Annotated in this window: 20 protein-coding genes and 1 pseudogene; 14 read left to right on the forward strand and 7 right to left on the reverse strand. The window is 51.1% G+C overall.

Annotated features, from left to right (window positions below; translation table 11 throughout):
* Window positions 1-206: 206 nt before the first annotated feature.
* The 8 genes and pseudogenes from R0140_RS11190 (at window position 207) to R0140_RS11225 (ending at window position 7,362) form a co-directional block, all read left to right on the forward strand.
* The gene (locus R0140_RS11190) at window positions 207-1,028 is read left to right on the forward strand and encodes an ABC transporter ATP-binding protein (RefSeq protein WP_023297800.1); all 822 of its coding nucleotides are present in this window, start codon (window positions 207-209) and stop codon (window positions 1,026-1,028) included.
* The gene (locus tag R0140_RS11195; RefSeq protein ID WP_155007185.1) at window positions 1,025-2,050 is read left to right on the forward strand and encodes a FecCD family ABC transporter permease; all 1,026 of its coding nucleotides are present in this window, start codon (window positions 1,025-1,027) and stop codon (window positions 2,048-2,050) included. Before R0140_RS11190 ends, R0140_RS11195 begins: the two co-directional genes overlap by 4 nt.
* Window positions 2,047-3,099 (forward strand): FecCD family ABC transporter permease, encoded by a 1,053-nt coding sequence (locus R0140_RS11200; RefSeq protein WP_317704032.1) that lies wholly within the window; start codon window positions 2,047-2,049, stop codon window positions 3,097-3,099. The genes R0140_RS11195 and R0140_RS11200 overlap by 4 nt, the downstream gene beginning before the upstream one ends.
* Window positions 3,089-4,066, forward strand: coding sequence for an iron-siderophore ABC transporter substrate-binding protein (locus R0140_RS11205; protein ID WP_074456603.1), 978 nt, complete (start codon window positions 3,089-3,091; stop codon window positions 4,064-4,066). Before R0140_RS11200 ends, R0140_RS11205 begins: the two co-directional genes overlap by 11 nt.
* Window positions 4,032-4,965, forward strand: a pseudogene (locus tag R0140_RS11210) (MurR/RpiR family transcriptional regulator). The gene R0140_RS11205 and the pseudogene R0140_RS11210 overlap by 35 nt, the downstream one beginning before the upstream one ends.
* A 92-nt stretch (window positions 4,966-5,057) precedes the next feature.
* On the forward strand, window positions 5,058-5,825 hold the full coding sequence (locus R0140_RS11215) for a basic amino acid ABC transporter substrate-binding protein (protein ID WP_008804504.1): 768 nt from the start codon (window positions 5,058-5,060) through the stop codon (window positions 5,823-5,825).
* Window positions 5,826-5,888: 63 nt separating this feature from the next.
* A complete protein-coding gene (locus R0140_RS11220; RefSeq protein ID WP_004151161.1) occupies window positions 5,889-6,653 on the forward strand; it encodes an amino acid ABC transporter permease in 765 nt (254 codons plus the stop codon).
* A complete protein-coding gene (locus R0140_RS11225) occupies window positions 6,640-7,362 on the forward strand; it encodes an amino acid ABC transporter ATP-binding protein (RefSeq protein ID WP_012967953.1) in 723 nt (240 codons plus the stop codon). Before R0140_RS11220 ends, R0140_RS11225 begins: the two co-directional genes overlap by 14 nt.
* 249 nt (window positions 7,363-7,611) lie before the next feature.
* On the opposite strand, the gene R0140_RS11230 is transcribed toward R0140_RS11225, so the two are convergent.
* The 3 genes from R0140_RS11230 to R0140_RS11240 form a co-directional block, all read right to left on the reverse strand.
* Complete coding sequence (locus tag R0140_RS11230; RefSeq protein ID WP_123836844.1) at window positions 7,612-7,857, reverse strand: hypothetical protein; 246 nt, start codon at window positions 7,855-7,857, stop codon at window positions 7,612-7,614.
* Window positions 7,858-7,874: 17 nt separating this feature from the next.
* Window positions 7,875-8,237, reverse strand: coding sequence for a hypothetical protein (locus R0140_RS11235; RefSeq protein ID WP_032735853.1), 363 nt, complete (start codon window positions 8,235-8,237; stop codon window positions 7,875-7,877).
* Between the two features lie 114 nt (window positions 8,238-8,351).
* Window positions 8,352-9,326 (reverse strand): amidohydrolase family protein, encoded by a 975-nt coding sequence (locus tag R0140_RS11240; protein ID WP_023322813.1) that lies wholly within the window; start codon window positions 9,324-9,326, stop codon window positions 8,352-8,354.
* A 148-nt stretch (window positions 9,327-9,474) separates the two neighbouring features.
* On the opposite strand from R0140_RS11240, the gene R0140_RS11245 reads away from it, so the two are divergent.
* Window positions 9,475-10,431 (forward strand): LysR family transcriptional regulator, encoded by a 957-nt coding sequence (locus tag R0140_RS11245; RefSeq protein ID WP_023322812.1) that lies wholly within the window; start codon window positions 9,475-9,477, stop codon window positions 10,429-10,431.
* Here the strand turns inward: R0140_RS11245 and R0140_RS11250 are convergent.
* Window positions 10,328-11,560: an anaerobic sulfatase maturase gene (locus R0140_RS11250; protein WP_023322811.1), complete on the reverse strand. Its 1,233-nt coding sequence runs from the start codon at window positions 11,558-11,560 to the stop codon at window positions 10,328-10,330. The two genes, R0140_RS11245 and R0140_RS11250, sit on opposite strands and share 104 nt — an antisense overlap.
* 22 nt (window positions 11,561-11,582) lie before the next feature.
* Window positions 11,583-13,496 carry a sulfatase-like hydrolase/transferase gene (locus R0140_RS11255; protein WP_317704056.1) on the reverse strand — a complete coding sequence of 638 codons (1,914 nt, stop codon included), beginning with the start codon at window positions 13,494-13,496 and terminating at the stop codon, window positions 11,583-11,585.
* 1,067 nt (window positions 13,497-14,563) lie between these two features.
* Here R0140_RS11255 and R0140_RS11260 point away from each other — a divergent pair.
* From R0140_RS11260 to R0140_RS11280, 5 genes are all read left to right on the forward strand, one after another.
* On the forward strand, window positions 14,564-16,282 hold the full coding sequence (locus R0140_RS11260) for an ABC transporter permease (protein ID WP_155007183.1): 1,719 nt from the start codon (window positions 14,564-14,566) through the stop codon (window positions 16,280-16,282).
* Between the two features lie 29 nt (window positions 16,283-16,311).
* Entirely contained in the window at window positions 16,312-17,094 is a 783-nt protein-coding gene (locus R0140_RS11265) for an ABC transporter ATP-binding protein (RefSeq protein ID WP_123836845.1), read from the forward strand.
* A gap of 217 nt (window positions 17,095-17,311) precedes the next feature.
* Entirely contained in the window at window positions 17,312-18,193 is an 882-nt protein-coding gene (gene hchA, locus R0140_RS11270) for a glyoxalase III HchA (RefSeq protein ID WP_317704033.1), read from the forward strand.
* A gap of 573 nt (window positions 18,194-18,766) precedes the next feature.
* On the forward strand, window positions 18,767-18,889 hold the full coding sequence (locus R0140_RS11275; protein ID WP_317704057.1) for a LuxR C-terminal-related transcriptional regulator: 123 nt from the start codon (window positions 18,767-18,769) through the stop codon (window positions 18,887-18,889).
* Between the two features lie 597 nt (window positions 18,890-19,486).
* Complete coding sequence (locus R0140_RS11280; protein ID WP_317704034.1) at window positions 19,487-19,840, forward strand: hypothetical protein; 354 nt, start codon at window positions 19,487-19,489, stop codon at window positions 19,838-19,840.
* Between the two features lie 48 nt (window positions 19,841-19,888).
* On the opposite strand, the gene R0140_RS11285 is transcribed toward R0140_RS11280, so the two are convergent.
* Both R0140_RS11285 and ompC read right to left on the reverse strand, forming a co-directional pair.
* Window positions 19,889-20,284 (reverse strand): VOC family protein, encoded by a 396-nt coding sequence (locus R0140_RS11285; protein WP_023322805.1) that lies wholly within the window; start codon window positions 20,282-20,284, stop codon window positions 19,889-19,891.
* Between the two features lie 62 nt (window positions 20,285-20,346).
* Window positions 20,347-21,471 carry a porin OmpC gene (gene ompC / locus R0140_RS11290; protein ID WP_023322804.1) on the reverse strand — a complete coding sequence of 375 codons (1,125 nt, stop codon included), beginning with the start codon at window positions 21,469-21,471 and terminating at the stop codon, window positions 20,347-20,349.
* Window positions 21,472-21,649: the final 178 nt, after the last annotated feature.

Raw genomic sequence — 21,649 nt, forward strand, 5'->3', positions numbered from 1 at the left:
TGTGTTGTTATTTTATTGATATTAAATGATTTTATTGGTTTTACTGTAGCGCAGCCTCGCTGTAGTGCTCGCGACGGATGGATGACAATGGCGAGTATTGACTACTACATCTATCCCCGTCATGATCAAAAGAGAATGAGATTTATTTTTGTTTGACTGCAGACTGTTCAGCGATGGCCTGGAACGCTGCGGCGCAGGAGCGAGTTATGCCACAGCGGGTGAAACCTGCAGAGCAGGGGATCGTACTGGATGCCCTGTCGGCCGGATACGGCCAGACCCTGATCGTTGACGATATCAACCTGACCATTCCCACCGGCAAAATGACGGTGCTGGCCGGGGCGAACGGCTCCGGTAAATCCACGCTGCTCTCGACCATCGCCAGAATGCTGAAACCGCTCGGCGGCTGCGTGCGTCTGGACGGGCAAGCCATTCACCAGATGCCGACGAAAGCCGTCTCGCGCCAGCTGGGCATCCTCCCGCAATCGCCGGTGACCCCGGAAGGGTTAACGGTTTTCGAGCTGGTCTCGCGCGGGCGCTACCCATGGCAAGGGCTGATGCGCCAGTGGTCCGAGGCCGATGAGCTGGCGGTGGAGGAGGCGCTGCGCTTAACCGGTACCGCCGAATTCGCCCATCTGCCGGTGGACAGCCTCTCCGGCGGCCAGCGTCAGCGCTGCTGGATCGCCATGGCGCTGGCCCAGCAAACGGCCACCATTCTGCTCGATGAGCCGACCACCTGGCTCGATCTGCGCTATCAGGTCGATATCCTCGAGCTGCTCCAGACTCTCACCCGCGAACATGGCCGCACGGTGGTGACGGTGCTCCATGACCTCAACTTTGCCGTGAACTATGCCGATCTGCTGGTATTCCTCAAACAGGGGCGCATCGCCGGCACGATTAGCGACAACGACGTCTGTAGCCCTGAGCTGATTAAACGCGTGTTTGACGTTGACGTGCAGATGTCGATTAACCCGCAAACCGGCAAACCGTTCTTTATGCCGTTTCGCGCCCGCCAGGCCGTTGACGCATGAGCGCCGCCGTTCTGTACGCCGCGCGGCGTCATGCCCGCCCCCGACTGGCGCTCTTGCTGCTAACGCTACTGCTTATCGCCGCCTCGCTGGTGCATCTTGGCTTAGGCGCCCGCTGGATCGCCCCACAGACGGTGCTGCAGGCGCTGCTGGAGTACAATCCGCGCAACTTCGACCAGCGAATCATCGTCGATCTGCGCCTGGTGCGGCTGGCGGCAGCGCTGCTGACCGGCGCGGCGCTCGGCGTCGCCGGGCTGCTGCTGCAGACGGTGATCCGTAACCCACTTGGCGAGCCGCATATTCTCGGCCTTAACGCCGGCGCCTCGCTGGCGGTGGTGGCGACCTCTGCGCTGGGCCTGTCTCTCGGCGCTTTCCCCGCCGGGCGCCCGCTGACCGCCGCCTGCGGCGCGGCTCTGCTGTTCGGCGGCGTGATGGCGCTGGCCTCTACCGGGCGCGGCGGGGCGACGCCGCTGCGCATCACGTTGTGCGGAGTGGCGCTGTCAGCGTTTGCGTCGGCGGTGACGGCGGCGATATTGATCCTCGATGAACAGACGCTGCTGGCGATGCGTACCTGGCTGGCCGGCGACCTGGCCGGACTGAACTGGAGCACGCTGCAGACGGCGCTGGTTCCGGCGCTGATCGGCCTTGGCGTCGCGCTGCTCATTGCCCCACGGCTTAATGTGCTGGCGCTGGGGGATAAGGTGGCGCTGGGCCTTGGCATTAATCTCGTCCAGACGAGGCTGCTGGGTCTGCTGGCGATTGCGCTGCTGTGCGGTGCGGCGGTGGCGGTGGCCGGGCCGATCGGTTTTGTCGGGCTGGTGGTGCCGCACGTGGTGCGCCGTCTGGTGACGGAAGATATCCGTCTGGCGCTGCCCCTGGCGGCGCCGGTGGGGGCGCTGGTGCTGGTGCTGGCGGACATCGCCGCCCGGACGCTGGTCGCGCCGCAGGAGCTGGCGACCGGGGCGATGACCGCCCTGGTGGGCGCACCGCTGTTTATCTTTATCGCCGCGAGGTTTTTTAAATGACGCGCGCCGTTCACCGGGCCGGTTTTCGGCCGCTGGTTATCGCCTCCCGCCAGCTGCTGCTGCGCCCGGCGGCGCTCAACATTGCCGCCATCATGATGCTGATGCTGCTGGCGCTCGGGCTGTACAGCCTCAGCCGCGGCAGCTTTCCGTTGCCCGCGTCGACGCTGGCGCGGGCCCTGCTGGCGCCGCAGGATATGGGCGAGCAGCCGCGCTTTATTCTGTTTGATATCCGCCTGCCGCGGATCCTGATGGCGCTGCTGTGCGGGGCCATGCTGGGGATGGCCGGCGCGGCGATGCAGAGCATCACCCGTAACGGGCTGGCCGACCCGGGGCTGATTGGCGTCAAAGAGGGGGCCAGCATCGTGGCGCTGGCGCTGGTGCTGTTTTTCCCGGCGGTAGGCCTGGTCTGGCGGCCGCTGGCGGGAATGGTCGGCGGCGTGGCGGTGGCCTTGCTGGTCCTGACGCTGGCGCGCGACTGTTCGCGGCCGCGCTTTATTTTAATTGGCATCGGCGTCTCCTGGACTCTGGCGGCAGCGGTCGGCATCTTTATGACCACCGCCGACGTTCGCGACGTGCAGACGGCGATGATCTGGCTGGCGGGCAGCCTGCAGGCCGCGACCTGGCCGCTGCTGGCGGTGGCCTTTTGCTGGGCGCTGCCCGGGGCCATCATCCTGTTCTGTACCGCCCGGGCGGCGGACGTGGCGCTGCTGGGCGACCGGACCGCCATCGGCCTCGGCGTACGTCTGCAGCAGCTGACGATGCTGCGCTTTTTCGCGCCGGTGCTGCTGACCTCGGCCAGCGTCTCCTGCGTCGGCAGCCTGGGCTTTGTGGGCCTGATGGCGCCGCATATGGCGCGTTTTGTGCTGCGCGGCGGCCAGGTATCGCTGCTGTGCGGCAGCGCGCTGATTGGCGCCTTGCTGGTGCTGGTAACCGATACCCTTGGCCGGCTGGCGTTTGCCCCGCTGCAGATCCCGGCTGGGATTGTCATTGCCCTGGTGGGCTGCCCATTCTTTGTTGTCTTGCTCTGGCGTCGCCGTGATGCCCTTTAACCAGGAAGGTAGTATGCGTTGGTTCGTCTCATTGCTGCTGTTGCTGACGGGGGCCGTCAGCGCCGCCGCCCCACAAACTCAAACTTTCACCGATGATTTAGGCCGCACGGTCACCGTCCCGCTGCATCCGCAGCGCATTGTTTCGATGCACGATCTCGATATTACCATTCCGTTGATTGAGCTCGGGGTGCCGCCGATCGCCAGCCACGGCCGGACGCGCCCGGACGGCAGCCACTATCTGCGCGCCAGCGCCCAGCTCACCGGTGTCGATTTCGACAACAGTGATATCCGCTTTATTGGCACCGCCGATATCGATCTGGAAGCGGTAGCCGCCGCAAAGCCGGATCTGATTATCACCGAGCCCAGCCGCCATGTGTCAGTGGAGCAACTGGAGAAGATTGCCCCGACGGTGAGCATCGACCATCTGCAGGGTAGCGCCCCGGAGATTTACCGCAAGCTGGCGCAGCTGACCGGCACCCAGCCGCGGCTGGCGATCCTTGAGCGCCGCTATCAGGAACAAATCAAACAGCTGAAAGCGATGGTCAACCCACCGCAGTACAGCGTCTCCGTGATCCAGGCGAACAACGGCAAGGTCACGGTGCATCATTCGTATCATGCGCTGGGCCGGGTGCTGCGCGACGCCGGGTTCCGCTTTCCGCCGCTGATTGAGCGGATCCCCGACGGTCAGCGCATTGATGTCAGCGCTGAACAGTTGCCGGAGCTGGACGCCGATTTTGTCTTCGCCACCTGGCGGTCGGATACCGGCGGTAAGCCGCAGGATGAGCTGCAGGCGATGGAAGGTGTGATGCCCGGCTGGTGTGACTTTTTGCGTGCCTGCCGCACCGGGCACTATATTTTGCTGCCGCGGGAAGAGGTGATCTCTAACTCCTACGCCGCGCTGTCTCTGATGGTGGCCCAGGTGCAGTCGCATATTGCCGGCAGGCCGATCCCGGCGGAGGCCAAATGAAAAGCGCGGTAAAAAAAGAGAAGGGCAAAGTCGATCTGTTCGGCGAACGCTATCGCGCCCGGGCGCACCAGCTTTCCCCCCGGCTACGGGCCGTGGTCAGCTATATTAACGACAACCGCGAGGTGGTGTTGGAGCATACGGCGATGGAGATCGCCACGGCGACCCAGACCTCCGACGCCACGGTGGTACGCGCCATCCAGGCGCTGGGTTTCGCCGGGCTGCGCGAGCTTAAGCAGACCATGGAGCGCTGGTTCGGCACCTCGGTCACCTCGGCGGAAAAGATGCGCTCGACGGTCACGGCGCTCTCCAGCGACGTCAACTCCAGTATTGATTTTGTGCTTGAAGGCCATCAGCGGGTGTGCGAGGTCCTGTCGCGGGCCGACAACCGCGCGGCGGTGGCTCAGGCGGTGGCGTTGCTCAGCGACGCGCGACAGGTAGGGATCTTTGGCATCGGCGCCTCGGGGATCCTCGCCGAGTACACCGCCCGGCTGTTCAGCCGCATTGGCCTGCCGGCGTATGTGATGAACCGCACGGGCTTCAGCCTCGCCGAGCAGCTTATCGGCCTGCAGCGCGGCGATGTGCTGATCATGATGGGGCAAAAATCCCCCCATCGCGAAGGGATGACCACCCTGCGCGAGGCGAAGCGGCTGGGTATTCCGACCATCCTGCTGACCCAGGCGGTGGACTCGCGCTTCAGCCAGGAGGCGCAGGTGGTGATCGACGTCCCGCGCGGCGGGGACAGCAGCCGGATGCCGCTGCACGGCACGGTGCTGGTCTGCCTGGAGATGATTGTCCTGTCGGTGGCCTCCACCACGCCACAAAAAACGGTGAAATCCCTGAAACGAATCAACGACCTGCACCGGGCCATCGGTAAATCCGGCGGTAAACGGGGCAGTTGAAGAGATAATTCACCAGCGGGAAGGTTTCCGGTTGCATATAAAAGTCAGTGTGTGTATTTTTATGCAAAATAAATGCATAAAAAGGAAATCTCATGGTCAAGAATTTGCTCAAGGCGTGTTTCATGATGGCCGCGCTGACGGCAGCCGGACAGGCGGCTGCGGAAACCTATACCGTCGGTTCCGGCGGCACCTACCGGCCGTTTGAATTTGAAAACAGCCAGAAACAGCTGGAAGGTTTCGACATCGACATCATCAAAGCCATCGCTAAAGCCGAAGGCTTTGACGTCAAGCTGGTCAATACCCCATGGGAAGGCATCTTCGCCACGCTGAACACCGGCGACCGCGATATCATCATCTCCGGGATCACCATCACCGATAAACGCAAACAGATGGTCGATTTCTCCGCGCCGTACTTCCCGGCCGAGCAGTCTATCGTCGTCGCCCAGGACTCGCAGGTTGATTCGCTGGCGGCCCTGAAAAACGAGAAGGTCGGGGTGGTGAACTCCAGCACCGGCGATATCGTGGTTTCTGAGGTGCTGGGCAAAAACAGCACCGCGATCAAGCGTTTCGATAATACCCCGCTGATGCTCCAGGAGCTGTTTGAGGACGGCGTCAGCGCCGCGGTGGGCGACGTCGGGGTGGTGAAGTACTACATCAAACAGCACCCGGAGAAGCAGTTCAAGCTGGTGCCGGATGCCAAATTTGAGCGTCAGTATTTCGGTATTGCGGTGGCGAAAGGCAACAGCGAACTGCTGGGCAAGATCAACGCCGGGTTGCAAAAGATTGTTGCTGACGGGACTTACGCCAAAATCTATAAAACCTGGTTCGACGACAACGTGCCGACGCTGCCAGCGCAATAATCCACCTTTTTCAGTGACCACGGCTATCGCCCAGGCGATAGCCGTATTTTTTAGGGAAGGACTATGACGGGATTCCGTTGGGAGATCATCGAGGAGTACGGCCCGCTGTTTGTGGACGGCGCCCTGATGACGATTAAATGTACCATTATCTGCGTGATCCTCGGGACGCTGTGGGGGTTAACTCTCGGTCTCGGGCGGATGGCGAAGGCCGAGCACGGGCCGTGGAAATATATTCTCCGCTACCTGGTGCAGTTTCCGGTGCGTTTTTACGTTAGCGCCTTCCGCGGTACGCCGCTGTTCGTGCAGATTATGGTGGTGCACTTTGCGCTGGTGCCGCTGTTTATCAACCCGCGCGACGGCCTGCTGGTGACCAGCGGCCTGATGAGCGCTGACTTTGCCCGCGAGCTGCGCGCCAGCTACGGGGCGTTCCTCTCCTGCATCGTGGCGATCACCCTTAACGCCGGAGCCTATGTGTCGGAGATTTTCCGCGCCGGCATCCAGTCGATCGACAAAGGGCAGATGGAGGCCTCCCGCGCGCTGGGCATGCCGTGGTGGAAAACCATGCGCAAGGTGATCCTGCCGCAGGCGTTTCGCCGCATTCTGCCGCCGCTGGGCAACAACGCCATCGCCATTGTTAAAGACTCGTCGCTGGCTTCGGCGATTGGCCTGGCCGATCTGGCCTACGCCGCGCGCACCGTCTCCGGCGCCTACGCCACCTACTGGGAACCCTACCTGACCATCTCCCTGGTCTACTGGGTGATCACCTTCCTGCTGGCGCAGCTGGTTAACCGTCTGGAAAAGAGGTTTGGCAAAAGTGATTCACATTAATAACTTACATAAGCGCTTCGGCGACAGCCACGTGCTGCGCGGCATTAGCTGCGATATTAAACCGCAGGAAGTGGTGTGCATCATCGGCCCGTCCGGCTCGGGAAAAAGTACCTTCCTGCGCTGCATGAACGCCCTGGAAACGGTCAGCGAAGGCGAGGTGGTGGTTAACGGCTTTGCCGCCCACGACCGGACCACCGACCTCAACAAGATGCGCGAAAGCGTCGGCATGGTGTTCCAGCGCTTTAACCTGTTCCCGCATATGACGGTGCTGGAAAACCTGATTATGGCGCCGATGAATCTGCGCAATATGCCGCGCCAGCAGGCGGTCGACCTGGCGGACGCCTTGCTGGCGAAGGTGGGCTTAAGCGATAAGCGCGACGCCTGGCCCTCGAGCCTGTCCGGCGGCCAGCAGCAGCGGGTAGCCATCGCCCGTGCGCTGGCGATGAAGCCGTCGATTATGCTGTTCGATGAGCCCACTTCGGCGCTGGATCCGGAGCTGGTGGGCGACGTGCTGGAGGTGATGAAAAACCTCGCCAGCGAGGGGATGACCATGGTGATCGTGACTCACGAAATGGGCTTTGCCCGCGAAGTAGCCGACAGGGTGATCTTCATCGACCAGGGCGTGATTCAGGAAGAGGGCAAGCCGGGGCAGATCTTTAGCGCGCCGAGCAACCCACGCACCGCCGCGTTCCTCAGCAAGGTGCTGTAAACCGAGCGGGCTGGCGCCAGGCCAGCCCGCTGAGATACGCAAAACACGACCAACAGTGAGATACAAGGGAAGACGTTGGTTGAGGCAGAAACTAGCAAAACGGCCATCAATTTCCGCCCTCTGCTGGCTGAGCGTAACGGCACAGGTATCACACATGGAAAATACGATATGCCGCCGACGACTCACCCGATTACTATGAAGACGTTACAGTAAGAGCACCGCCGGTTAGCCGTCCGGACGATGATCGCTTTATTCCTTCTCTGCTTCAGAGGGATAGTTACAACCCGGAACTGGGCTGGCGTGACAGTTTCCCAGCGGTGTCGTCTGTAACGGCTCATGTTGTTCTGAGTAGACATATTGCTGGATCTGTTGCTCCGAACGTACTGGCTGTTCAGTAGAAAAAGGCAGCTCTGGCGATGTGCTCTGAAAGGCCATGACCTGAGTGGCGTAGAGACAAAGTGCGGAGAGCAGGATAGAGTGGATGAGTAGTTTCATAATTAATTCGATTGCCGTTACCTTTTGCATGCCGCAAGTATTGCTTCAATGTCATCAAAACGGTTTACGCTGTGTGGCAGGTAATAAAAATCAACTGCTGTTACATCGTTTCCCCTCGCACTGATCTCAACTTCAGCAATATTCTTTTGCTGAATTCCCTGGAGCAACAATTTATCGGTATTGTCGGGAAGAATCCCGCTGTGGACTAAATGCAACTGATGCACTTTCGCAGCCTTACCCAAACACTGTTCGACCTCCAGGCGCGGGCGTTCAATCAACGTCGTCCTCAGTTCCGGATGAATGTCAATTTGATCCAGATCGCCACATCCCAATAATAACCCGGGAAGTAAAAATACTCCGGTCAGTCGAATCATTGACATCGTTCATCCTTTAAACCTAAGTCGCGTGAATCTCATGGTATGACATATTAATTCAATAAATTTTTAACAGACGCACTTAAAATGAGGTCTGACGCAGACCTCATAGGCTTTTAATTAGTGAGGAAGATTAAATAAATTCAGCGCATTGTGACGAGATATTTTCAATTTATCATTTTCACTGAGCGGTAGCGTATCAAACCAGTCTGATGCCCATTGCATCTCTTCAAAGGGAAAATCCGTAGAGAACATTATGCGTTCAATGCCAAGTTCCTGAAGAGCAACTTGCAGAGCGGAGCTGCGGAAATTTCCAGAGGTGGTTACGTGAAAATTATGGCTAAAGTAGTGCTGGAAAGAATGGCTGCACGGATACCCTCGTGGCTCATTCTCAACCCGATGATCAATTCGCCAGATAAGGGCAGGTAAACCTTCGCCAAGGTGACCCAGAACGAGCTGGAGATCGGGATGACGGTCAAACAATCCTGAACCCATCAGGCGCAACGCATGAGTGGCTGTTTCAACGCCAAACGCCCAGGCAGACCCCAGTAGCCAGGGATGCCCCTGGTAGACCTGCGCTCGGGACGGGAGCGGATTACGTGGGTGGAGATAAAAAGGGCGCTGGAAGGCGGCAAACACCTCCCAGAACGCATCATAACGACCATCGTCGAGATAAAGAGCGGTATCCTCACTTTCATGTTGAGAAAAACCGTTGACCAGTGCACCTACGAACCCCAAATCCACAAAACATCGGGTCATTTCTTCCGTAGCAGCATCCGGGTCTTGCATTGGCAAAGCGGCGAATCCACGAAAGCGATCGCGATGTTTTTCGATCTGTTCCGCCAGCGCATCATTGGCTCTATGCGCGACCTCTATAGCACGAACAGGATCGTGGATGCGCTGAATAGCAGGTGCATTTAATGACACTATTGCCAACTCAATACCCGCGTTATCCATTTGACGTAGACGTTGCTCGCCGACCGCCTGAATATGATATTTAATTTCATGCCATTTCTCTGGATAGATAGAGTCATAGGAGTCTTCTAAAGTATCCTCAGTAGCGAAATGTTCCTCTAATGCAATTTTATTTTTCATATTGAAATACTCTTCCGTATATTTATACTGATATTAAACGAGCTTCAAAGTATGTTTTAAAAAAGTCCGCTATTGAAATATCATTATGGTCTTCAGAATATCAGCTTGATATAGAGTTGTATCATTTTCTTACAACCAGGAGGGCTCGATGGATCTAAGGCGTTTAAAGTATTTTGTCACCGTGGTGGAATTAGGCTCATTTTCCAGAGCCGCCGCTCATCTTTGTATATCGCAACCACCATTAAGCCAGCGGATCCAGGAGCTGGAGAATGAAATGGGTGGGGAACTCATCGACAGGCGTTCCCGGCCATTAAAGACAACCGTAGCGGGGGCGCTTATTTATCAGCAAGCAAAAGAGATTTTGCAGCGCACAGAACAGATGCAAGGCTACGCGCAGCGCATGTTTCATCCGGAAGTCAACGTAATCAAAATTGGTTTTGTCTCAGCCAATTTTCACGCCCATTTAGCGTCCGTTGTCAGACGTTTCATACAGTTGTGTCCTGAAGTAGAAGTTCAGGTAGTAGAGATGAACAGTATACAGCAGGTGGAAGCGCTACGTGCTGGGCATATCGATATTGGTATAGGCCGAATCAATGTGGTTGCTGATGATATAGAACAAATCACGCTGTATCAGGAACAGCTTATCGCCGTATTACCACAAACACATCCCCGGGCCAAACGCGGTTGCGCTGTTTCACTGGCCACGTTTAACGGGGGACGATTCATCATTTATACCAACCAAAAAAGACCGAGCCTTGCCGATGAGTTACTGGCACGACTGGTTTCACTCGATGTGAAACCTCAGCGAGTCATTGAGGTAGAGCAGTACGACTCGGCGCTACTGCTCATTGCCTCTGGTTACGGAATGACCGTGGCACCGGCCTCAGCCCGTTTGATTTCAATGCCCGGGATAGCCTATATACCGTTGATAGAAACGCTCACCATTCCAATGGTGATGTTCCACCGCAAGGAAACTCGCTCTCGACTATTGCAGCAATTCTTTACCGCGCTCGACGAAGTGAGAATCGATGCTGCTTGCGCAAATACTGTATCAGAGCCGCAGGGGGACAGCCTCGAGCCAGCAACGCAGCCCACAGGTTCATAACGGGCTGAATATGCTTGAAAAAATGCTGATAACCCGCGCACAGATAATTATGTCCTGCCGTGCCTGATGACGACCGGCTAAAGCGATGTTTTGGACAGCCCCCCTGACAGGCAAAGCGAAACTGACAGACTTTGCAGTCATCGGTGAGGGTTAACTTTTTGGCCAGACCAAACGCCATGGCGGCTTCACTGTTATTGATTGCATCAATACTATCATGATGGATATTACCAAGAAGATGTTGCGGATAGACATAGTGATCGCAATTGTACAGATCGCCATTCGCCTCTAATGCAAAAGCATGTCCACAGGTCTCCGCATGAACGCATAGTACGGCTGGTTGTCGAGTCCAGGCCGCAATGGCGACATCAAACATTTGCACCGCAATCTGGCCAATATCCCGGCGGATCCAGATGTCAAATACCTGACTCAGAAACTCGCCGTACTGCTTCGAAGGTACTGACCATGGGGCCAGACGCGCTTTCCGTTCGTCGGGTGTTACCAATTTGAGTCGTGGGTTTGCTTCTGTACTCACTCGTTCAACCAGCGGAATGAATTGCATGTAGCGTGAACCACTATGCCTAAGAAACTCATAGACCTCACCGGCGTGGGCGACATTATGGTGTCCCACTACCGTCAGCGTATTGAAATCGACCTGGAAGCGATGCAGCAGCGATAATGCTTTCATCACAAATCGATGGCTACCTTTCCCCGAATGACTGATGCGGTAACGATCGTGGAGAGTTTCGGGCCCATCAACAGAGAGCCCAACCATAAAACGGTGCTGTGCGAGAAAGGTTGCCCACTCTTCGTTAAGCAGTATCCCGTTGGTCTGCAACGTGTGCGTTATCTTCACCCCTTGACCATAGCGCTGACAGAGTTCGACAACCCGCTTAAAAAAGGGAAGCCCTAAGAGCAAGGGCTCACCGCCTTGCCAGGAGAACGTCACCGGATGGGAGTGTTGTGCCGCGATGTGCTGCTTAACATACTCCTCCAGAGTCTCTTCTGACATTTTCCAGTGCTGCTTACGCTGTGGATATAACGACTGCTTTTCATGATAGAAGCAATATTTACAATCGATGTTGCATTTCGCACCACCGGGTTTAGCCATAACATGACATTGACGATACATGATGTTTTCATCTCAATTAAAATTAATCTCTTATTAAACGACGAACTCTTTCAGGATCGAGATCCCAGCGGATACCATGAAGGGGAGGGATCCAGCTTCCGTCGTCTTTTCCTGTGATTTCGTTTGAGAACAATGCATTCAATTTTTCGTTCATGCTCAAAATTAGGGATACGTTTTGGTGATTATTTGCCAGATTGTTCATTTCATGGGGATCCGTCTTCAAGTCATATAACTCAATATCATTAAGGCTAAAAAGTGCATCCGGGGTCTGAGGCGTATGGTGCTGCTGTAATGAAAAATAGCGTGTAAACTTATATCGTCCATCGAAGATCATCCGGACGCCACCTCTTTTTCTGAGGTCAGGGGACAGTACAGAAAAACGTTGTTGCTTTTCTTCTTTACTTAACGTTTCATTTCTAATGATTTTAAACATATTGCCAATATAGGTCGCATCAGAAAATAACAGCATGTCGTAGCAATATAAAATGCCTTTTCTCATAGCATCAATGGGAGATGATTCTGGATTAAATAAAAGTGTACTAAAGTCATATCCTTTACGGTTTTTCAGTGTAAGGCTTTTGGCTTTGTTTGCTTTGCCCGTCAAGCCAACCAGGGTGGGAGCGATATCTACATGGGAAGTGAGCGATGAACATTTTCTGCCACCAGGAAATGCAGGGTGACTGATTATCATTGGCACATGAACTTGCTCTTTATAGGTACAAGTACCTTTGCCGTTCATCTGATGAGCGCCACATAACTCACCATGATCGGCGGTATAAACAATGATAGTATTTTTCGTTAAATTTAACGCATCTAGTTCATCGAGGATCCTGACCAAATGAGTATCGTTATCCCGAATGCAGTTAAAATAGTAATCCTGGAGAATTCGCCAGCGCCGATCCTGATCGGCAATATTTCCAACCATTAAACCATTACATAGTTGATACTCAAGATGCGCTGGTGGTCTGCCATGCTCACTGAACGCCTGGTGTCTGGAGGGGGCGAGCGGAACCTCGGGCCATGAGTCCAGATAAATCGTATTTTGTGGTGCTTTATTTGGTGTTGAAGAGTTACTGTTGAGAATCAGAGCGCCGTGCCATTGGTTTGTATCGGTGTCACTGTCTGTATCTATGTACATCGTGTCGTGAGGGTTAACCAGGTTGACTGCCAGAAACCACGGCTTATTATTAGATTGCATTTCACTACCTTTATCTCTCAACCAGTTTATCGCTTCTGCAGCAGTGAGTTCATCGTATAAATAACCGCCATGGCTATGCCCAATAATGTCACCAATTCCGGTATAGTCGTGAAAACCATATCCTTCCATAATTTCATGTAGTTTGATCCTGGGTATCATGCCGAGATCAGTACTTCCATCAGTGTTTTTGGTTACTGGATCTTCCATTAAAGTACTTAGGTGCCATTTCCCTTTATAGGCAGGATAATAGCCCATGTCACTCATGATATTACCAATGGTGCCTAATTCAGGGTCAAGGCTATCCGGCATCCACGGGAAACCAGGATTATCGAACATTTTGGTTTCTGGCATATGTAAACCGGTATATAACACCGAGCGCGATGGCGTACAAACACTACTGCAAATATGATGGTTAGTGAATGTGGTGCCTGATGCCATTAAGCGCTCACGTCCAGGTACGGGGAACGGATATGGATCAAAATAACGCTCCTGATCTGATGTGATAAGTAGAATATTGTAGCCTTCGGGGATTTGATCAGGCAGCTTTCCACTAAAATGATAACGATAATTTTTGGATAATACCTCCTCTTGTTGGTGGGTGAGATTATCAGCTACGGGGGAGGGCGCTAAATTCTTTGCTAATGTTTCTGGTGCGGTGACTAAGGTTGCGGCCGTAATGGCGCCAGATCCTAACAAGAAGTTCCGGCGTGAAATCTTTATTTTATCCGTCATGTTAATTTCCTCTTTAAAATACCTTGATGGATAAAAGTATGATAGTTTCCGCGGGCAATAAAGCCTGATTATGTAAGATATTGTGCGATTATTTTCAACTTTACCTAACTTTTCTATCTCCTCGATATTCGATGAAATCATGTGTCATTACGTTTATCCCTGTAATTAAATTTAGCCGACAACCATTATTCAGTGACAATGGAAATATATATATCAAAATGAACATCTCGTATTATTTGGATACATGGATTATTATTTTGTCATAGCTAAACAGTTCATAACCAGAAGTGATTCTTTTATTTACGAATGAGGATGCATAGTTATAATAGGACATCTTTAAAACAGGAGTCGGACATTGAGCAGTTACTCTACAATCAATAACAAGGCAAACTAGCGAAAAATTGCTGGCGCTGCTTGCCGGTCCCGATGGGAAGCAATCTTACCTGGAACATGAGATTGCGCTATAACATTAGCATTGAGGTAGTGCGGTGTGCTTATCAATAATATCCAGATACCGCTTAATTAATCCAGTATCTTCATGAGGAGACATGATATGACACTCAACATTTCTGATGAGCCTCCATCGAGAGGGCTAGCTACAGGCTGACTATCTGCATTGAAATTAGGTGGATGCAATGGAGGTAGTCATTACAGTTGCCTTAAAACTGTCGAGAATGACCTTTCATTTTATGCACTTAGATGAGGTGTAGCATGTTGCTCACAACCAAACGTTATATGTTTTTAATTGATGTTGATAGCACTATTCCTTTTTCAGCGTTGGCGAATGTCTGCCAACCACCGCGGAATTCATCACCTTTCTTCATTCATAAAACCTTCCCGGGCAGGAAAAGTCTCGTTAGTCGTATCTTGCATAAATTAGCAAAAAAAAGACAGCGTGCTGTTATAGATTATATAAATACGCTGCTGCCTTAATTCATAATACGCCACAGAGGATCGGATAAAACGGGGTACCTCTGTGGCTGTTTGGAGTTTTAAATTCCATCTTAAATTATTCATTTGCGTCCAGTGAATGGTATTTTCTGTGCGTGAATTGATGAGCGGAGACTCTTATTATGTATTCATTGACAGAACACAGAAGTAAGACAACTTCATGGCTTAATGATGTAGTCGTCTGTTTCATTTTTATGGCAAGTATTGCTTCATTTATCTACGGTTGGCAGGGGATGCATAGCGTATTCAATGGGCGTGATTTACCTGTGATTAGACTGGATTATCATGTTCTTCCTTATTATACTCTGCGCACCACTATGCGCCTGGTTATCGGGCTTTTTTACTCAATGCTATTTTCAATTGTCTTCGCGGTTCTGGCAGCAAAATATGCACCGATGAGAAGAGTTATTTTGCCCTTTGTCAACTTTATGGAGTCTGTACCGTTAGTAGGATTCCTGACTTTCACTACCGCCTTTTTCCTGGGACTTTACCCACATAGTGTTATGGGGCTTGAGGGTTTAGCGATATTTGCCGTGTTTACCGCGCAAGCCTGGAATATGATGTTGACGCTGTACCAGACGCTAAGAGTGGTGCCTAACGAACTGGTAGAAGCGGCGGATGCATTCCGCTATAACCCATGGCAGAAATTCTGGCGGCTGGGGTTTATCTACTCATTTCCCGGGTTACTGTGGAATACGATGGTATCGCAGTCTGCGGCTTGGTTTGCATTGATAGCTTCCGAGATGCTGACAGTAGGTAATGGGAGTACAAATTTACCTGGCGTTGGTTCTTATATCGGTATTGCGCTTCAGGATGGTAGTGTTCCTGGTGTTATTCGCGGGGTATTGGCGCTTATCGTTAATATCGTCATCTTTGACCAATTACTCTTTCGCCCGTTAGTCCGCTACGCTCATCAGTTTAAATATGAGGATGTGAGTGACAGAAAAGTACCCAGTTCATGGTTCTATCACTGTCTGAGTCATTCAATGATTGGACATGGGCTGGAGCACGTTTGTAAACAGTTCTCCCGGATCTGGTTGTTTGTATTACCAAAAATCTGGTATGGATTACGGCTTCATCGCGTGTTTGCTGTTCTGGGCCAAATGAACTGGCTGTGGTCAAGCTTGTGGTATCTGGCAATCGTAGTTGGCTGCATTTACTACGGTCATCAGCTGTGGTTGTTTATTCCTAAGGAGTATCTGACTTCACTTCCGGGCTGGATGGGGTTAACTGCGGGGCGGGTCATTGCCGCCATGGTACTTAGCGTCATTATCTTTACGCCGCTTGGTGTCTGGATTGGTCTACGGCCCGGTCTGGTTCGTTTTTTCCAGCCAATTATTCAGGTTTTCGCTGCGGTTCCTGCCAACGTCTTTTATCCGTTGATTGCTTTTATGATTGTGGCGTGGCACCAGAATTTGGGGAGCTGGACCATCCCAATGATCATGCTCGGTACACAATGGTATGTTCTGTTTAACGTCATCGCTGGCACATCAATGATCCCCAGCCAGATGGTTGAGGCGAGTAAAATTTTTCATCTTCGCGGATGGCTGTGGTGGACTAAATTCACGCTTCCGGCCGTCTTCCCTTATATCGTCACAGGCGTTATTTCGGCAGCCGGGGGGGCATGGAATACTGCGATTGCTGCTGAGGTATTAAACTGGGGAAAAATTACCCTACAAACGTATGGTCTGGGCGCCTTTATCTCTATCGCCAGCGATGCCGGGCAAAATCCGCAGGAAGCATTAGGATGTCTGGCGATGTGCTTGATGGTGCTGCTGTGCATTATTTTCGTCTGGCAACCCCTGTATCGCTATGCAGAAAATCGTTTCAAATTCGATTAACAATTAAAAGTTCGCTATCAGGACATAATATGAAAAATTCAAACTTGGTATTGGAAGTTAAGAATGTCTCCAAATTTTATAAAAAAGACCGGAAGCAAAAAATCACGGTGTTGGAGCATATCAATCTTGAGGTCAAAGAGAATGAGATTGTTGCATTACTCGGGCGTTCCGGCTCAGGTAAATCGACGTTGTTGAGAATGGCTGCCGGTCTGGTCGAACCTGATTTGGGCACGATTGTGTGCTGCGATTTGCCTGTCAACGGTCCCGGCAAAAATACCAGCATGGTCTTTCAGTCATTTGCGTTATTCCCTTGGTTAAATGTTTTTGACAGTGTGGCATTTGGCCTTCAGGCGCAGGGGCTTTCGTCTGATGAAGTGGATAAAAGAACAATGGATATGCTGGATTTGATTGGCCTGACTGGCTATGAAAAAGCCTACCCGCGTGAGCTTTCAGGAGGGATGCGCCAGCGCGTCGGGTTTGCTCGTGCACTGGCAGTTGAGCCGGATCTTTTACTCATGGATGAACCATTCTCTGCGTTGGATATTTTCACTGGCAATAAGCTTCGCCAGGATCTGATTGAATTATGGGAAGAGCGGGTCATTAATACACGCTCGATGCTGCTGGTGACACACAGCGTTGAAGAAGCCGTGATGCTTTCGGACCGGGTATGTCTACTGGGGGGAGTTCCCAGTACAATCACAGATACTTTTGACATTGATATCAAACGCAATCAGAGAACCAAGGAAAGTATTTCATCGCTGGTTGAGAAGATAAGCACCACGCTCAATGAGCGGATCGCCGCATGCGCATAATTTAGGGAGAGCGGATACGGCTCATGGATGAGCTAAGCACGACAAGCAGTATTGATATCTATTTCCATAGGTAACAATACTAAGTGTAATGTTAAACAATGAGTTAATGGTTGCCTTAAATAGCATTTCGCCGTATACCTGAGGGAAATCCCTTATTTACATGTAATCTGATCATTCTATAGTGACAAGGCTATATCATTAATCTCAGGAGAATATCATGACTGCAACTACCTCCAATGACAAACATCCGACAGCGGACCCGGCTGAATATGATGCTTTTTTCCCTTCACCGTACTCACTAAGCCAGTTTACATCAGCTCGATCAAATCTTAGCGACGCCAATTATCCTTCACCTTACACAGGGGGACGTTGGAAGATCCTGATGTTATGTACCGACGAGCGCTATTTGCAAATGGATAACGGGAGTTTCTTCTCCACGGGAAACCATCCGGTAGAAACGCTGTTGCCCATGTATCATCTCGATAAAGCAGGCTTTAGTTTCGATATTGCCACTCTATCCGGTAACCCGGTAAAGTTCGAGTATTGGGCCATGCCAACTGAGGATATTGAAGTTACGGGGCTGTTTTCTAAATACCATCAGCACCTTAAATCACCGCTGAAACTCGCAGATGTCCTCAGCACTGAACTGGGGGACAATTCGGATTATCTTGGCATATTTATTCCCGGTGGCCATGGCGCACTTATCGGACTTCCTGCTAGTATCGAAGTGAAAAATCTTCTCGAGTGGGCCATCGCCCACGATAAATTCATCATTTCGCTTTGTCATGGCCCAGTTGCATTTCTCTCAGTTGAACGTAGCGATCTGTTTGCTGGGTATAAGATTTGCGCTTTCCCGGATACACTGGATGCGCAGACACCTGAGATTGGGTATATGCCAGGCCACCTGACCTGGAAATTTGGCGAGCAGCTAAAAAGGATAGGTTTTGAGATAGTTAACACGGATATCAGCGGTGCTACATGTCAGGATAGGAAAATGCTGACCGGCGATAGCCCGCTGGCCGGTAACGCGTTAGGTCAACTTGCCGCGAAAGCTTTATTAAGCGAAGTCAGTAAAGAACTACGACATGCTGGAAAATAATGCAGTTCGTACGGCAATCACTATCGAAAATAGCAACAGCCTGCTGGAGATACAGGTTGCCGTATGCCAATTTGCGACATGATTAGGCTAGAGCCGCGATGTTTTTTATTCTGCTTCTGCATATCACGTGGCCATGATTGACAGAATTTTCTGGGTCGAAGGGGACTGGTTTAACAACGGTGGAACCGTCGATGAACAGACATATATGCGCCGTTGCCCGATGACCCAACATGTATTAGAAACTGATGAGCATTTTACTGGAGCAAGTTTTCAGAACAAACAGGCGAGTTGTATCGAGTTGTGCGTAAACCACAGGAAAGTGGCGTCCACGGTTTACAAACCCCGGTGATTGGCCTGCACGGGGCTGGAGGGGGCGGTAAGCTTTGGCGGTGAGAAGGTCGACAGCTCCTCAGAGGAGCAACCAGGGATCCCACTGGTTGCTGTTACGGTTTTCTATCGTTTGCGCAGAATGATGGGACTTGTTCGTGGGCACAATGGCGGAACGCTTTCGAGACATGAGCATGAGGTACTTGCATGGACTGCAACCGGTCGGAGAAAGCTGACATCGCAGCGATGCTGAGAATTTCCCGCCGTACGGTCGAAAACCATCTTCGATCAGCCTGGCAGCGATTAGGTCTTGCGGCGACTGCAGAAGCTATCAGAATGGCGATCACAAACGGAGACATCGAAGGGTAAAGGGGCTTGGGTGAAGAAGAGGTAGTGAAAATAGCCGCGACGAAGCCAGGTTTTAATCAAAAGCGATAGTGAATAGCAGTGGCTGTCAGACTCAACATAATAATGACCTTTTAACAGGGTAAACTGTTCAGACCTCTCATCTGCAGAGGTGATAAAATGGTAATGATTATTGTTATCATCTCTTTACGGTGTTACTATCGTAAAAACGAGAATGGAAAGAACGGGTTTTACGTAATAAATTGCTTAATAGACAAGGGTTTTCGGTGTTGATAGTTTTAAGAAATGGATTTTTGGTTATTCCGCTGTTTGTGTTGACAGCTTGCAATTCTGGTAATGTCCGGACCTGTTGCTACGAAACCATGAGAAAGCGCAATGGTGTTTATCCATATAATAGTTTGGCATCCTCCTATGGTCTCAACAAAATCTGTCATATGAGTAAAGAGCAGAAAAAAGAATACTTAAGACAGCAATGTATACAACGACTTCAGGAAAGAGGACGCACAGGCAATAGTACTGATAGCGTCGCTCGCTTCGGTTGGTAAATAACAATATTAATCCTGTGTGATTATTCTATCGTCTTCTGGTAGGCAAGCGGATATGCATAATACTACAAAATATACACTCACTATTTTCATCCCCTTTATTTTGGTTGCTATTGCAGTTAACGCAATGGCCGAACTTCCTGCCGGTCGCTATGGTTATAGCGGCCCGGAGCCAGCGAGTACAGTATCTTCATCTGCTGCTGAATACAAAGAGAAGCAGCTTAAGTGGCATGATGAAAAGGCCAACTATCCTGAGTTCACGCAAAAGAAATCGATGTTCGGCGGGGGTTATCAGGAAGAAACCTATACGACGAAAAGTGGGAAAATAACTATTAGCGGTACCACGAAGTTCAACCCCTACACCGGTGAGAAAGAAGAAGAGTCGGTCAGCCTTGGCTACGACTGGTAGAAGTTTGGATCAGGCATGGAGAATATCCATGCCTGGGAATGACTACTGTCAGGTTTTTTGCAGTAAGTCCCAACGAGTACCGTATAGATCTTCAAAGACCACTACGGTACCATATTCTTCTTCTCTCGGCTCTTCACTGAAATGTACGCCAGCAGCCTTCATTGAGTTGTAATCCCGCCAAAAATCATCGGTTTGTAGAAACAGAAAAACACGCCCACCACACTGATTGCCAATAAAGGCCTGCTGCGTTTCATTAGATGCTTTTGATAATAACAAATGACAATCGCTTTCTGGGTTTGGTGAAATGACAACCCAGCGCTTGCCCGGTTGAGGTGTATCCTCTATAAGCATGAACCCAAGTTTTTCTGTGTAATACTCGATAGCCTCATCGTAGTCATCAACCACAATAGAGACATATGCAAGACATTTTTTCTGCGTTCTCATTTTTTATCCTTTTTCGAACCCCTATAATAACCTATAAGAGGTTGAACTGGGTGATAAGAGTGTCAAAACTGGTATGCTAATCCGACGGCAACAATGTTATCTGTTGATATTCCGGCGCGTTGTGTAAAGTCGTTGTCCTTAAGAAGGTTTATTTTATAGTCAACATAAGTCGAGATATTTTTATTGATGTTATATGTCGTACCAACATCTATATACTTCAATAAATCCTGATCCCCGAAACCTTCAATATCTTTCCCTTTAGATTGTAAGTACGCGATGGAGGGTTGCAGGCCCGAGTCAAACTGATACTGAGCAACCATTTCCAGGTTCTGCGCTTTGTTAGCAAAACCGCTAATGGAATCCTGTCCGCCATTCCCCCTCAGCTGAGTGGCATTATAGGTTTGCGTGAACTGTGTAGCAAGATAGACTCTGTTCGCATTGTACTTCAGCCCGCCCGTATAAGTTTCAGCGTCATCGCCGCGTCCAACAGCTAGCTTGTTCTGAGCATCAGTACGTCTGGAATGAGAGTAGGCGACACCTGCGCTAAAACCATCTCCGATATCATAGGTGACGGAAGTACCGAATCCGTTACCGTTCTGACTGAGTGCGCCCCGACCATTATTGGTAGCATCTTCGCCGCTAGTGCTACCATTTTTTCCCTGATATTGCAGAGCAAAATTAAGACCATCGATCAGCCCAAAGAAATCACTATTCCGGTATGTAGCTAGTCCATTCGCACGGGATTGCATGAAATTATCGGAATCATAGGTTCCGTTACTACCGTCACTGCCGAACTCGGGAAGGACGTCAGTCCAGGAGGTTATATCGTAGACCACGCCAATATTCCGTCCATAGTCAAACGATCCGGCGTCACCAAAGTTCAGGCCGGCGAAAGCCAGACGAGTCCATGATTGATTGCTGGCACTCTCGGTGTTGTTTGCCTGAATGTTGTATTCCCACTGGCCGTAACCCGTGATTTGATTATTGATCTGCGTTTCGCCCTTAAAGCCACTACGAACGTATGATTGATCGCCATCAGCATTTTTATCTTTAGAGACGTAGTGTAAGCCGGCAATTTTACCGTAAATATCTAATTTATTTCCGTCTTTGTTATAGATTTCCGCTGCATTTACAGCACCCGGTATTAACATAACCGGCATCAGATAAAAAAGAATTTTATGTTTCATAATTTAACCTCAATGTTATTGTTTGTGGCATATTATCAAGAGATAATAAAGTGGTGGTTAAATAATTTATTAGATAACCTCGGCTAAGGAATCGGGCCGGTCGTTAGAACGCCAGGTAGTGTAATAAATTTAAATTCCATGGCTCCTTGAAATAATTACGCAAGTTAATAATATTATT

Source organism: Klebsiella sp. w6 (genome assembly GCF_033100215.1).
Taxonomy (GTDB): domain Bacteria; phylum Pseudomonadota; class Gammaproteobacteria; order Enterobacterales; family Enterobacteriaceae; genus Klebsiella; species Klebsiella variicola.

Excerpts from the sequence above, each read along its gene's own strand:
- R0140_RS11190 (WP_023297800.1), top strand. The coding sequence starts at position 207 with ATGCCACAGCGGGTGAAACCTGCAGAGCAGGGGATCGTACTGGATGCC.
- R0140_RS11195 (WP_155007185.1), top strand. The coding sequence starts at position 1,025 with ATGAGCGCCGCCGTTCTGTACGCCGCGCGGCGTCATGCCCGCCCCCGA.
- R0140_RS11200 (WP_317704032.1), top strand. The coding sequence starts at position 2,047 with ATGACGCGCGCCGTTCACCGGGCCGGTTTTCGGCCGCTGGTTATCGCC.
- R0140_RS11205 (WP_074456603.1), top strand. The coding sequence starts at position 3,089 with ATGCCCTTTAACCAGGAAGGTAGTATGCGTTGGTTCGTCTCATTGCTG.
- R0140_RS11215 (WP_008804504.1), top strand. The coding sequence starts at position 5,058 with ATGGTCAAGAATTTGCTCAAGGCGTGTTTCATGATGGCCGCGCTGACG.
- R0140_RS11220 (WP_004151161.1), top strand. The coding sequence starts at position 5,889 with ATGACGGGATTCCGTTGGGAGATCATCGAGGAGTACGGCCCGCTGTTT.
- R0140_RS11230 (WP_123836844.1), bottom strand. The coding sequence starts at position 7,857 with ATGAAACTACTCATCCACTCTATCCTGCTCTCCGCACTTTGTCTCTAC.
- R0140_RS11235 (WP_032735853.1), bottom strand. The coding sequence starts at position 8,237 with ATGTCAATGATTCGACTGACCGGAGTATTTTTACTTCCCGGGTTATTA.
- R0140_RS11240 (WP_023322813.1), bottom strand. The coding sequence starts at position 9,326 with ATGAAAAATAAAATTGCATTAGAGGAACATTTCGCTACTGAGGATACT.
- R0140_RS11245 (WP_023322812.1), top strand. The coding sequence starts at position 9,475 with ATGGATCTAAGGCGTTTAAAGTATTTTGTCACCGTGGTGGAATTAGGC.
- R0140_RS11250 (WP_023322811.1), bottom strand. The coding sequence starts at position 11,560 with ATGTATCGTCAATGTCATGTTATGGCTAAACCCGGTGGTGCGAAATGC.
- R0140_RS11260 (WP_155007183.1), top strand. The coding sequence starts at position 14,564 with ATGTATTCATTGACAGAACACAGAAGTAAGACAACTTCATGGCTTAAT.
- R0140_RS11265 (WP_123836845.1), top strand. The coding sequence starts at position 16,312 with ATGAAAAATTCAAACTTGGTATTGGAAGTTAAGAATGTCTCCAAATTT.
- hchA (WP_317704033.1), top strand. The coding sequence starts at position 17,312 with ATGACTGCAACTACCTCCAATGACAAACATCCGACAGCGGACCCGGCT.
- R0140_RS11275 (WP_317704057.1), top strand. The coding sequence starts at position 18,767 with ATGCTGAGAATTTCCCGCCGTACGGTCGAAAACCATCTTCGATCAGCC.
- R0140_RS11280 (WP_317704034.1), top strand. The coding sequence starts at position 19,487 with ATGCATAATACTACAAAATATACACTCACTATTTTCATCCCCTTTATT.
- R0140_RS11285 (WP_023322805.1), bottom strand. The coding sequence starts at position 20,284 with ATGAGAACGCAGAAAAAATGTCTTGCATATGTCTCTATTGTGGTTGAT.
- ompC (WP_023322804.1), bottom strand. The coding sequence starts at position 21,471 with ATGAAACATAAAATTCTTTTTTATCTGATGCCGGTTATGTTAATACCG.